Below are 12,840 nucleotides of genomic sequence, written 5' to 3' on the forward strand. Positions count from 1 at the left end.
CTGAACCTTAGCCACGAGCAGTTTCTTTTATTATAGCTTCAGCCATATTTTCTAATGCAATTGAATGACTAGAAATACCCGCTGATGCAACAGCTTGCGGCATACCATAAACGACGCAACTTGCTTCATCTTGAGCCCAAATGGTAGCACCAGCCGTTTTCAACATTCTGGCGCCTTCGCGGCCGTCAGCCCCCATACCGGTTAATACCACCGCCATAACATCGCTACCAAATGCTTTAGAAGCAGACGCAAAGGTGATATCCACACTCGGCTTGTAATTCATATCTGCATTACCAGCAATCACTTTCAAACGACCAAGACTGCCACTTTTTTCTACCATTAGCTGCATACCACCTGGCGCAAGATAAGCACAACCTGGCTTTAATGCATCGCCAGTTTGTGCTTCTTTTACCTCTATCTTACATAAGCTATTAAGCCTGCTTGCAAATGCTGGAGTAAATGCTGCAGGCATATGCTGAATTAATAGAATCGGATGTGGGTAGTTCGCGGGAAAAGCCGTCAATATTTTTTGCAATGCAACAGGGCCGCCTGTCGACGTACCGATTAATAAAGCTTTATATTTTTTGCCGCTGGCTCTAATCGAAGTCACAGAGGTAGAAGCACTATTCAATTGACTTGCAGAGTTTGCAGTCGATGACCTACCACTCAAAGAAGGTTTAGCGCTTGTAGTTGCATTACTAAGGCTAGAGCCTACCACTCTGGAGCTTGAAGGGATGGTTCTTGGTTTATATAACCGACGGCGACCTAATGCTTTTACTCTTTGTTGTAAAAGCTTAATCGCATCATCTTTATTTGATGCAATATCTTCAAAGCGTTTAGGTAAAAAGTCCAGTGCGCCAGCATCCAATGCATCAAGTGTTGCTTGAGCACCATCGTGGGTTAGCGAAGAAAACATTAATATTGGAGTTGGATTTGCAGCCATGATTTTACGCACGGCAGTGATACCGTCCATTACAGGCATTTCAATATCCATCGTGATAACTTGAGGTTTCAATTGGGCAGCCATATCAACGGCCTCTTGACCGTTAACAGCAACGCCTACAACTTCTAAATCAGGATCTTGATTTACAATCTCACTGACCCGTCGTCTGAAGAAACTTGAATCATCAACAACTAAAACTTTAGTAGCCATTTAATTCCTTAAATAATGGAACTTTTACTTCTTACTTTTGGCGTAATATTTTAATAAACCTGGCACATCTAAAATGAGTGCGATACCGCCATCTGAAGTAATTGTCGCTCCTGCCATACCTGGCGTGCCTTGCAACATACTACCAAGAGGTTTAATTACTACCTCTTCCTGACCAATAAGTGCATCAACAACAAAACCAATTTGCATAGTACCAAGCTGCACAATAACCACATGCCCTTGTTTTTTATCGCCATGAGTAAAATTAGTTTTATTTCGATGCAGCCACTGCTCTAGATAAAATAGCGGTACGGCTTTATCACGCACGATAACGGTTAATTGACCATCTACTACATTTGTTTTAGTTAGATCGAGATGGAAAATTTCATTAACGCTTGAAAGAGGTAAAGCGAATACTTGCTTAGCAACATCAACCATAAGAGTTGGCATAATTGCTAATGTGAGAGGGACTTTAATCTCTAAGATTGTTCCCTTGCCCTGAACTGAATCGATATGAACCGTACCGTTTAGTTGGGTTATACGGGTTTTCACCACGTCCATACCAACACCACGTCCAGAAATATCCGATATTTCTACTTTTGTAGAAAATCCTGGAGCAAAAATTAGATTATAAGCTTCGTTATCAGTCATTCGAGCAGCAGAATCTTCGTCTAACACTCCGCGACTGATTGCGATTTCTTTTAATTTACCTGCATCCATACCAGCGCCATCATCTTCAATTTTAAGAAGAATATGATCGCCCTCTTGGCTTGCAGATAAGGTAATAGTACCGGTTCTTGGTTTGCCATTTGCTTCACGCGTAATTGGCATTTCAATACCATGGTCAACCGAGTTTCTCACTAAATGGACCAAGGGATCGGCAAGAGCTTCGACTAAGTTTTTATCAAGGTCAGTATCTTCACCCACCATGATTAAATCAATTTCTTTATTAAGCGTGCGTGCTAAATCCCTTACAACACGTGGGAAACGACCAAATACTTTTTTGATCGGTTGCATTCGTGTTTTCATCACTGCGCCTTGAAGATCGGCAGTCACTAAGTCTAAATTGGCTAACGCTTTAGACATTTCTTCATCATCACGAGAAATACCTAAACTGACTAAACGATTACGAACTAATACCAGTTCACCAACCATGTTCATAATTTGGTCTAATCGTGAAGTATCGACACGAACAGTTGTCTCGCCTTGAGGCATGGCATTTTGCGCTTTAGCTGGTTCTGCTTTTTTCGGCGCTGGAGCAGGTGCTTTAGCTGCAGGAGCGGCCTTTGCTGCTGGCGCTTTGGGTGCTTCTACTGGAGACTGTGCTTTAGCAGGTGCAGCTGGTTTGTTAGTCTTAGGAGGACTGACTGGCGCAGTAGGGGCTACAGGCGTTGGCGTGACTGCTGCAGGAGCTGAACCTTTGCCATGTAACTCATCAAGTAATTTCTCGAATTCATCATCTGTGATGTCATCAGCGTCAACTTTAGGCTCTTCTGCTACAGGAGCAGGCTCATTTTCCTTGGGTGTTGACTGAAACCCACCAGAGCCATGAAGCTCATCAAGCAGTGCTTCGAATTCATCGTCAGTGATTTCATCGCTAGCGGCGCTTTCAGCGTTCTCTGTCGCTTCAGGAATAACAGCTGCTACGACTGGCGCTTCTGGCGTGGATGTTGGACTCTTACCTTGTCCGTGTAAAGCGTCAAGTAAGGCTTCAAATTCACTTTCATCAATATCATCAATGCTGCCAGCGGAGTCTGCATCAGCAGCGACACTTTCTATTGTGCTTTCAACCGTAGTTTCTACAGCAACGGCTGGTTCTTCGATGATGGCTTCAATGAACTCTTCAACTACTGCGGGTTCTGCAGAGGCTTCGCCAAGTTCAGAAGGAAGGGGAGCACCAGAGCTCAGCAACTTAAGCTTTTCGAGTAAAGTAGGATCAGCATCGTCTTGCTGCTGCCCTTGCTGAGTTTGTTCAAACATACTATTGATAGCATCAACAGCCTGTAAAATGATATCCATTAACTCTGCGTTTACTTGACGCTTGCCGGTTCTCAATAAATCAAAGGTATTTTCAGCTTCATGACAAACATCGACCATTGGTCCCAAGCTTAAAAAACCTGCACCACCTTTTACAGTGTGGAAACCTCTAAAAATAGCGTTAAGTAAATCAGCATCATCAGGATTATTTTCAAGAGCAACGAGCTGCTCTTGTAGAAGCTCTAAAATTTCACCAGCTTCAATCAAAAAGTCCTGGAGTATCTCTTCATCAACATCAAAAGACATTAAATTTGACTCCTAATTAGAAACCCAGACTTGATAGCAGATCATCCACCTCATCTTGCCCTGTCACCACGTCTTCTCGTGTTTCGGCATTCAAGATGGGGCCTTCTGCTTCAATTTTATTTTCATCAACGACCCGTGCGGAGTCTGCTGCATTCTCGCCAAAGATAGTGAGCATTGACACTAAACTGCTTTCCACTTCTCTGACTAAATCAATAACACGACGGATCATTTGCCCAGTTAAATCTTGGAAATCTTGCGCCATCAAAATTTGATTGAGCAATTCCTTTAATCGTCCTGAGTCATGCTCGCTATGAGACATAATGTGTTGAACGTCATGGCACAGAGATTTAAATTCGCTTAAGGCGATGTCTCTACGCATCAATTTGTCCCACATTGGCGTGACCGATTGAATGTTATTAATTATTGTATCGGCCAAAGGTAAACATTCTTCAACTGCATCCATGGTTTTATTTGCAGCTTGCTCTGTCATGTCGATGACAAAGTTCAATCTTTCTTTTGCGTCAGGTATTTCACTGTTGGCAAGTTCAGCTAATCGCGTATCAATTTGGAATTCATTTAATGAACTATGAAGTTGACGAGTCAACTTACCGACTTCATCAAATAACTCACGCTGAAGAGGGGCTGATAAGTCACGAATGACGTCATCAGCTTGTTCTTGCTGCCCTTCTTCAAGTAACTTTACGAGTTGCTTGGCTTGTTCAAGATCAATTAACCCCGATGTGGCTGCCTGCATAACTTTTCCTTAGCTTATGCTAAACGCTCAAAGATCTTATCGAGTTTTTCTTTCAAAGTTGCAGCGGTAAACGGTTTTACTACGTAACCATTCACACCAGCTTGTGCTGCTGCAATAATTTGCTCACGTTTTGCTTCTGCAGTTACCATCAAAACTGGTAAATGCTTGAGTGAATCGTCTGCACGAATCGCCTTAAGCAAGTCAATGCCTTGCATTCCAGGCATATTCCAATCCGTTACAACGAAGTCAAATTCGCTTTTTTGTAACATTGGTAAGGCGGTCGAGCCATCATCTGCTTCTTGAGTATTGTTAAATCCCAAGTCTCGCAACAAGTTCTTGATGATACGTCTCATTGTTGAAAAATCATCAACAATAAGAATCTTCATATTCTTGTCCAAGGTTTCCTCCGGTGAGCTTTACACACTGTGCTCTATATTAATAATTATACCTGTGTCCAATGCTTGAGCTTGCCTTTAAGGCGCAACATTGCCTGACTTAATATCTGGCTAACACGCGACTCGCTGACCTCAAGAATGGCACCGATTTCTTTTAAATTTAATGCTTCGTCATAATATAGCGACAAAACTAACGCATCTCTTTCGGGTAATGTGGTAATTGCTTCAGATAATGCAGATTTAAATTGCATTTCAGCCAAAGAATCAAAGCTTTCATCATGGGTTGATTCTTCAGTTACAATCACATCCTCAGAAACACCAAGATCTTCTATCCCGATGATTTTACCTACTGAAACATCATTCAAAATGTGATGATACTCTTCAAGAGTCATCTCTAATTTTTCTGCTATTTCAGTATCTTTAGCATCACGGCCAAGTTCTTGCCCTAATTCATCGATAACCTGCGCAACACGGCGTTGATTACGATGAACTGAACGGGGAACCCAGTCTCCACGTCGAATTTCATCAATCATAGAGCCACGAATTCGAATCCCAGCAAAGGTTTCGAATTTAGCCCCTTTACTACCATCAAACTTCGATGATGCTTCCAGTAGCCCCATCATCCCTGCTTGTAATAAGTCATCTAATTGCACTGATGCCGGCAGCCTTGCCAACATGTGATGTGCAATTCTTTTTACCAACGGAGCATACTGTTCAACAATTGAAGTTTTATTATCAAACTGAGTATACGCTGCGGCTTTATTCACTCGTCGAATCCTCTTGTGTATCTTTACGCTGAACTAAACGTTCAACAAAGAATTCAAGATGTCCGCCAGGTTGTTGCGGAACGGGCCAGCTCATAATCTTATTTGCTAAGCCGTGGTATGCAATTGCCGCGGGTGACTTAGGAAATGCTTCGATAACCAACTTCTGTTTACGTACTGATTTACGTAAGTTTTCATCGAAAGGAACCGTCGCCACTAATTCTAAAGCAACATCCAAAAATCTATCAGTCACTTTACTGAGTTTCGCGAATAATTCCATGCCCTCGCGCAAACTTCTAACCATGTTAGCCACAATTTTGAAACGAAATACACCATGTTCGCGGCTCAGAATTTTAATTAAGGCATAAGCATCAGTTATAGATGTCGGTTCATCACAAACCACAATCAATACATCTTGTGATGCGCGTGAAAAACTTAAGACCATATCAGAGATACCAGCTGCGGTATCAACGATTAAAATATCGAATTGAGTTTTCATCTCGCTGAAGGCGCGAATAAGGCCGACATGCTGAGCTTGAGTCAGTTCAACCATAGCCTGAGTACCTGAAGTCGCTGGCACAATACCAATCCCTTTAGGTCCACGAACAATAATATCGTCTAATTCAGCTTCACCAGATAGTACATGTGATAAGTTGCGCTCGGCTCTAATACCTAACATCACATCAACGTTCGCTAAGCCTAAATCGGCATCAAGTACTAAAACACGTTTGCCTTTTTCAGCTAGTGCCACAGCCGTGTTAATTGACACACTGGTTTTACCCACGCCGCCTTTACCACCACTGACTGCAATTACTTTCACTTTTTCGTTATTTGGTTGATTCATCATACGTAAACCACTTGCTTGATCTCGGGTCATATTTTTACTCGAATGCGTAGGCCATGTCATTTGACCACGCAGTGTCATGTGACGTTTGAGGTTTGGTGTCGTTTAATGCTGCTAACGCTTGTTTTGCCAGCATCAGTGTATCGGCAACTTGCATATCTTCAGGAACACGTTGGCCATCGGTTATATAGCTCAATGGTAACCCATTTTGAATCAATACACTTAACGCGCCAGCAATCGAAACTGATTCATCTAGTTTGGTTAAAATTACTCCAGAAAGTGGAATTCTTTTAAAATGCTCTACAGCATCTTGCAATACTCTTCTTTGAGAGGTTGCCGACATCACTAGATAACTTCTAATCGGTATTCTTGTATTTGCCATTAAATCGTCTAATTGCTGATAAAGGCGCATATCACGCTGCCCCATACCAGCCGTATCTATTAATACTAACTTACGATTCTTAAACTGATAGAGAATTTGTTCTAATTCAGCAAGATCATGAGCCTGTTTAACCGGACATCCCATTATTTTGCCATAAGTTGCCAATTGCTCATAGGCTCCAATACGATAATGATCGGTTGTAATCAGTGCAACCTGCTCTGGGCCGTGATGAGCTGCGAATCTTGCTGCTAATTTTGCAAGCGATGTTGTCTTGCCAACCCCTGTTGGGCCAACAAATGCAACTACGCCACCAGTGCGAACAATATCATCACCTTGGTTATCTAAAAGGTTAGCTAAACTTTGCGGTAAAGCCCTCACTAGATCAGCAGGTGTATATTGTTGACTCAAGCCAGCAAGCTTTGCTGCAACGGCTGGAGAAAACTCAGCATTAATCAATTTACTTTCAAGCATAGCCCCTACAGGGTCTGTGCGTTTTTTCTGATCTTTCATTAAAGATGACACTTGATGAGTTAATAACCCACGCAATGACGCCATCTCTTCTCGCATTGCTTCAATTTCAGCAGACTGACTTTTATTCGATGTTCTTGGTTGAGCAAATTGCTGTTGTTCAATTTTAGGCTCAACTTTAGCAGTCTTAGTATCTTGTAATTGCTTTGCCCAATCAGGTAGTTCAGGTTCTTCAACTCGCTGCGACATTTGTTCTTGCAAACGATTATGTTGTTTTTCAAGCAAAGCTTGCAGTGAATCAGCAGCCGGAGGCGGACTTACCTTGGTTTGTGCTTTCACCGTAGGCTTATTTTGCCCAAGTGATACTTGGTCATCGCTAACATTCATAAATCCAGGAACTGGCGAATTAACCGCGACATCCGCTTTAGGCTCATCGTAGTCAACTGCCGCAACGATTTCTATACCGCCGGTGACTTTTTTATTAGACATAATGACGGCATCTGAACCCAAGGTTTCTTTCACTTGAGCTAATGCTGAACGCATGTCTTTGGCAAAAAATCGTTTAATTTTCACTACGCACCTCTTTCAAACAGAAAGTCATCGCTATTGCCCTACTGCAGATACTATACGTATTTGCTTTTCATCAGGTATTTCTTGGTAAGAAATAACCCGTAAATTCGGGATAGTATATTTAACAAATCGTGACAGCGTTGACCTTAGCATGCCTGATGTCAATAAAATGGCTGGTTGTCCAACCATCTCTTGCTTCTGAGAAGCGTCTAATAATGACTTCTGCATGCGTTCTGCAAGGCCTGGTTCGATATTAGGCCCTTCACCGCCTGTCGCTTGCATAGACTTGTGCAACATCTGTTCCAACTCTGGTGCCAATGTTATGACAGGGATTTCTAATTCCGGTCCAGAGATCTCTTGAACAATCATTCGTTTCAATGCAATACGAACTGCAGCAGTTAATACTTCCGTATCATTACTCTTTGTACCGTATTCTAACAGGGTTTGCACGATTGTGCGTAAATCACGGATAGAAACGCCTTCGTTTAGAAGGTTTTGCATCACTTTAACCACTGAACCTAGCGGCATGATGTCAGGAATAAAGCCGTCAATTAATTTAGGTGAGTTTTTACCCAACATATCCATTAACTGTTGTACTTCTTCATAGCCCAGTAATTTGGCAGCGTTGTTAGTCAATAGCTGGCTGATATGAGTCGCTACAACGGTTGCTGTATCAACTACGGTATAACCTAGAGTTTGCGCATGCTCTCGCTGCTCTGGGGCTATCCAAACGGCTTCTAAACCAAATGCAGGATCTGTTGTCTCGATGCCGTCTAACTTGCCATAGACTTGCCCTGGATTAATCGCAAGCTCGCAATCGTGCCTTACTTCCGCTTCACCAACAACCACACCCATCAATGAAATTCGGTAACAATTAGGTGATAAATCAAGGTTGTCACGAATATGAACAGCAGGCACTAAGAAACCAAGTTCTTGCGATAGTTTTTTACGAACACCCTTGATTCGACCAAGTAACTCACCACCTTGACCTTTGTCGACCAATGGAATTAAACGATAACCCACTTCAAGTCCAATGGTATCAACGTGCTGCACGTCTTCCCAACTTAACTCTTTTGGCTCAGCATCTTTCACTTCTGCAGGATTCTTCACAGCTTGTTCAAGTGCCGCAGTTTTATTGTCATTATTACGCTTGTAAATCATATAGGCGGCAAAGGCGGTAATAAACGCAAAAGTTAAAAAAGCAAAATGAGGCATTCCAGGCACGATACCCATAATAAACAACACGCCTGATGCAATCGCCATCGACTTATGGCTGACAAACATCTGGCTTATCATCATGCCGCCCATGTCACCAGATTCGTTTTGACGAGTCACCATCAATGCAGCAGCGATAGATAACAATAGGCCAGGTATTTGTGCCACAAGGCCATCACCAATAGTCAATAGAGTATAGATTTCAACCGCACTAGAAAAATCTAACCCATGTTGAACCATACCAATGACAAAACCACCTAAAATATTAATAACCAAAATCATGATGCCTGCAATTGCATCACCTTTTACAAATTTTGACGCACCGTCCATCGCACCATAAAAGTCTGCTTCTTTAGTAACTTCAGCGCGGCGAACTCGAGCTTGATCTTGAGTCAGTGTTCCAGCATTTAAGTCAGCATCAATGGCCATTTGTTTACCTGGCATTGCATCCAGAGTAAATCGAGCACTGACTTCAGAAATACGTCCAGCACCTTTTGTAACAACAGCAAAGTTGATAATAATGAGAATAAGGAAAACCACTAAACCAACGGCATAGTTACCACCAATAACCACAGAGCCAAAAGCTTCAATCACCTTACCTGCAGCATCGCCGCCGTTGTGACCTTCTAACAATACGATTCGAGTGGAAGCGACATTCAATGCCAGCCTAAGTAAGGTGGCGACTAAAAGTACGCTGGGAAATGCGGCAAAATCGAGTGGTCTATCAGAGTAAATAGCAACAAGTAACACAACTAGCGCTAATGCAATATTAAATGAAAATAGAATATCTAACAGGAAGGCAGGCATGGGTAATACCACCATACCTAGAGCAGCAAGCACTAATAATGGCGTACCAACACCTTTAAAAGTACTGAACCTAACTTGCTTAACTTGACCTAATGCTGCTTTTACATCCATCAGTAGGAAACCTTTATAGTAATATTCTTGACGCCGACCTAGTCAAAATGCAATTACCAAGCCAAAAGAATACTATTAAAAGAACAGCAAGTTTAATTGAAGGTTTTGCAAACGATTTAGTGTTTTAAATCATCAGGGATAGGTTGATTCAAAGGAATAGGTTTTGGACGCTTACCTTTGCCTTTTTGATATTGTTTTAACTGAAAAACATAAGCCAAAATTTGAGCAACAGCTGTAAATAACCCTTCAGGTACTTGTTGTTCAATTTTAGTTGTGTGGTAGATTGCTCGCGCCAAAGGCGGTGCTGACACAATAGGGACTTCGTGCTCTCTAGCTATTTCACGAATTCTAAAAGCAACATCATCAACTCCCTTGGCAATTAGAAATGGTGCTGCAGACTGACTAACATCGTATTTAACTGCGACCGCATAATGCTCTGGGTTGACCACAATAACATCAGCATTTGGCACCTCAGACATCATTCGCTTGTTAGCCATTTCATGCTGCATCTGCCTAATGCGGCCTTTTACTTCGGGTTTACCTTCAGTGTCTTTGTATTCATCTTTGACCTCTTGCTTAGTCATTTTAAGCTGTTTATTGTGATTCCATATTTGAAACGGCACATCAATCACCACAATAAGCAGCATTGAAGAACACAATAAAATGAACATCCAAACAAGCAGTTCTAGTGCGTGATAAACGTTACCTGGTAAGTGATCACTCGATAATGTCATTATTTCGGAGAAGTAAAAGCTCAACAAAAAATAAGCTGACACCGCGACAACGGCAAACTTGGCAACGCCTTTAGTCAGTTCAATCAAAGCTTGTGTACCGAACATCCGCTTGAACCCTTTTGCAGGATTCATTTTGCTGCCCTTAGGCATAAAAGCTTTAACAGAGAAAGTCATTCCACCCAAAATGATATTGCCAATAAATGCAATTAAGGCGAGTAAAGCGATAAAGCTGATAAGCGGAAACGCAAGTTCATTACCTATCACGCCCCATACAAGAAACATTGAGTTGGTATCGAATATTTGATCCCGCTCCATAGTCAACATTTGGGTCATCACGCTATGTAAACTACGAGCAAGGTTGGGACCGACAATAGCAAACCCAACTGCAGATGCTAACAGCACAGCCGCAGTGCCTAACTCTTTAGAGCGCGCCACCTGCCCTTTATCTCGCGACTGTTGCAGTCGCTTGGCGGTGGGGTCCTCTGTGCGTTCTTGACCTGTATCTTCTGCCATCAGTAACCTACTGAGTTATCGAACCGTCAATTTGACAGGTCAGTTGCAAAATATCACACATCAATAATTGGCCTTGCAGCCAAACCTCATCGAAATGAGCCATGATGGGTCCTAAGGTTAGCCATAGAATAAGTAGCCCCGTCACCATAGTGATAGGAAAACCAATGGCAAAAATATTCAATTGTGGCGATGCACGGGTCATCACACCAAATGATAAGTTGATAAGCAGTAACGCAACGATTGCCGAAATTGACATGGTTAACGCTGCACCAAACATATAACCACCAAATTCCGCTAACTTACGATAGTTAGCAATACTGAAACCTTGATTTGAAATTGGAATGGTATCAAAGCTTGCCACCAGCATTTTGAACATTAATAAATGTCCGTCGACAGCCAAAAAAATAAGTGTTGCAAGAAGTAAAAAGAAGTTACCCACTACTGGCGTTTGTTGCCCAGAACCTGGGTCAACCATAGATGCAAAACCTAAACTGGTTTGCATACCAATAATTTGCCCAGTAAGCACAAAAGTCTGCATCACCAAAATGGTAACAAACCCCATCGCTGTACCGATTAAAATTTGCTGAGCTGAAATAAACACTGCGCCTAATGAGAATAGTTCTATTGGATCGACTGGAGCAGGCAAAACAGGAGCTATGGCTACTGTGATAGCAACTGATAAAAACAAACGAATTCTGGCGGGTGTGGTATTGGCGCCAAAAACCGCCATCACCATTAACATGGAAGATATTCTAAATAATGGCCACACATAGGCTGCTATTGTGCGGCTGATTTCTTCAAATAAGATTTCCACCAGTTAACCTATCACCATCGGGATCATATCCACCATGTTATAGAAAAAGTCCATCATGGTTTGCACCAACCAATGGCCTAAAAACATTAATGAAAATAGTGTCGTTAATAGTCTTGGAAGGAAACTCAAGGTTTGTTCGTTAATCGAGGTCGCAGCTTGAAATACTGCCACAATTAAGCCAACAAATAGACCTGGTAAAATAATTGCCGCTACAATCAATACAATAACAGACAAGGCTTCACGAAAAATATCAATCAGTGACTCAGGTGACATCAGTAACGCTCCCTAGGTGCCGAAACTGTTTGCGAGCGTGCCCATGACTAATCCCCAACCATCTACTAGAACAAATAGCATGATTTTAAATGGCAGCGACACAATCATTGGCGATAGCATCATCATCCCCATGGCCATTAAAATACTGGCCACCACCAAATCTAGTACTAAGAATGGTACAAACAGCATAAAGCCTATCTGGAAAGCAGTTTTTAGCTCACTGGTAATGAATGCCGGAACCAATACACTCATTGGCGTTTCCTCAGGCGAGGTGATATTAGTGTAGCCAGAAATCTCTATAAAGGTTTCTAAATCAGTGGTTCTCACTTGAGACAGCATAAACGCACGAAGAGGTTCTTTACCCACTTCATAGGCCTGTTGCATTGTCAGTGACTCATTGATGTATGGCTCCACTGCCCGATCATAAATTTGATCAAAAACTGGGGCCATAATAAAGAATGTCATGAACATACTCATGCCAATGAGTACTTGATTGGACGGTGTTTGCTGCAAACCTAAGGCTTGACGTAAAATAGATAGGACGACAATAATCCGCGTGAATGAAGTCAGCATTATCACCATTGCTGGGATAAAGCTCATTGCTGTCATCAGCAGCAATATTTGCATCGTAACTGAGTATTCAGTGCTGCCATCAGCACCAGTTGTTACAGTAACGGCTTTTAAAATACCTTCTTCAGCAAAACTAAAAGGTGTAAAAAATACAGCGGCAAATAAGGCGAGTACTATCCACTTTTTCATTATT

The 12,840-nt window shown here is 42.1% G+C and carries 12 protein-coding genes; all 12 read right to left on the reverse strand.

The annotated features are described in order from the left end of the window. Positions 1-7 precede the first annotated feature (7 nt). On the reverse strand, positions 8-1,153 hold the full coding sequence (locus tag AC0L4E_RS13035) for a protein-glutamate methylesterase/protein-glutamine glutaminase (RefSeq protein ID WP_473679528.1): 1,146 nt from the start codon (positions 1,151-1,153) through the stop codon (positions 8-10). A 24-nt stretch (positions 1,154-1,177) separates the two neighbouring features. After that, positions 1,178-3,433 carry a chemotaxis protein CheA gene (locus AC0L4E_RS13040; protein WP_473679529.1) on the reverse strand — a complete coding sequence of 752 codons (2,256 nt, stop codon included), beginning with the start codon at positions 3,431-3,433 and terminating at the stop codon, positions 1,178-1,180. 16 nt (positions 3,434-3,449) lie between these two features. Continuing rightward, complete coding sequence (locus AC0L4E_RS13045) at positions 3,450-4,187, reverse strand: protein phosphatase CheZ (protein ID WP_473679530.1); 738 nt, start codon at positions 4,185-4,187, stop codon at positions 3,450-3,452. Positions 4,188-4,201: 14 nt separating this feature from the next. Continuing rightward, entirely contained in the window at positions 4,202-4,585 is a 384-nt protein-coding gene (gene cheY / locus AC0L4E_RS13050) for a chemotaxis response regulator CheY (protein WP_080916243.1), read from the reverse strand. A 44-nt stretch (positions 4,586-4,629) separates the two neighbouring features. Further along, positions 4,630-5,349: an RNA polymerase sigma factor FliA gene (locus tag AC0L4E_RS13055; RefSeq protein WP_220754744.1), complete on the reverse strand. Its 720-nt coding sequence runs from the start codon at positions 5,347-5,349 to the stop codon at positions 4,630-4,632. Continuing rightward, positions 5,342-6,223, reverse strand: coding sequence for a MinD/ParA family protein (locus AC0L4E_RS13060; protein ID WP_259651356.1), 882 nt, complete (start codon positions 6,221-6,223; stop codon positions 5,342-5,344). Before AC0L4E_RS13060 ends, AC0L4E_RS13055 begins: the two co-directional genes overlap by 8 nt. 4 nt (positions 6,224-6,227) lie before the next feature. After that, entirely contained in the window at positions 6,228-7,613 is a 1,386-nt protein-coding gene (gene flhF / locus AC0L4E_RS13065) for a flagellar biosynthesis protein FlhF (RefSeq protein ID WP_473679531.1), read from the reverse strand. Between the two features lie 30 nt (positions 7,614-7,643). Further along, complete coding sequence (flhA, locus tag AC0L4E_RS13070) at positions 7,644-9,743, reverse strand: flagellar biosynthesis protein FlhA (RefSeq protein ID WP_473679532.1); 2,100 nt, start codon at positions 9,741-9,743, stop codon at positions 7,644-7,646. Between the two features lie 116 nt (positions 9,744-9,859). After that, positions 9,860-10,990, reverse strand: a complete 1,131-nt coding sequence (gene flhB, locus AC0L4E_RS13075) for a flagellar biosynthesis protein FlhB (protein WP_473679533.1) — start codon at positions 10,988-10,990, stop codon at positions 9,860-9,862. 7 nt (positions 10,991-10,997) lie between these two features. Next, positions 10,998-11,804, reverse strand: coding sequence for a flagellar biosynthetic protein FliR (gene fliR / locus AC0L4E_RS13080; RefSeq protein ID WP_473679534.1), 807 nt, complete (start codon positions 11,802-11,804; stop codon positions 10,998-11,000). A 3-nt stretch (positions 11,805-11,807) separates the two neighbouring features. Then, positions 11,808-12,077, reverse strand: a complete 270-nt coding sequence (gene fliQ / locus AC0L4E_RS13085; protein WP_220754739.1) for a flagellar biosynthesis protein FliQ — start codon at positions 12,075-12,077, stop codon at positions 11,808-11,810. Between the two features lie 12 nt (positions 12,078-12,089). Continuing rightward, complete coding sequence (fliP, locus tag AC0L4E_RS13090; RefSeq protein ID WP_473679535.1) at positions 12,090-12,836, reverse strand: flagellar type III secretion system pore protein FliP; 747 nt, start codon at positions 12,834-12,836, stop codon at positions 12,090-12,092. Between the last annotated feature and the right edge of the window lie 4 nt (positions 12,837-12,840).

The organism is Shewanella sp. GJ50-10, assembly GCF_055808815.1.

Bases quoted from the DNA above. Each gene is read 5' to 3' on its own strand.
- AC0L4E_RS13035 (WP_473679528.1), bottom strand. From the start codon at position 1,153: ATGGCTACTAAAGTTTTAGTTGTTGATGATTCAAGTTTCTTCAGACGA.
- AC0L4E_RS13060 (WP_259651356.1), bottom strand. From the start codon at position 6,223: ATGACCCGAGATCAAGCAAGTGGTTTACGTATGATGAATCAACCAAAT.
- AC0L4E_RS13045 (WP_473679530.1), bottom strand. From the start codon at position 4,187: ATGCAGGCAGCCACATCGGGGTTAATTGATCTTGAACAAGCCAAGCAA.
- AC0L4E_RS13040 (WP_473679529.1), bottom strand. From the start codon at position 3,433: ATGTCTTTTGATGTTGATGAAGAGATACTCCAGGACTTTTTGATTGAA.
- flhB (WP_473679533.1), bottom strand. From the start codon at position 10,990: ATGGCAGAAGATACAGGTCAAGAACGCACAGAGGACCCCACCGCCAAG.
- fliQ (WP_220754739.1), bottom strand. From the start codon at position 12,077: ATGTCACCTGAGTCACTGATTGATATTTTTCGTGAAGCCTTGTCTGTT.
- fliP (WP_473679535.1), bottom strand. From the start codon at position 12,836: ATGAAAAAGTGGATAGTACTCGCCTTATTTGCCGCTGTATTTTTTACA.
- flhA (WP_473679532.1), bottom strand. From the start codon at position 9,743: ATGGATGTAAAAGCAGCATTAGGTCAAGTTAAGCAAGTTAGGTTCAGT.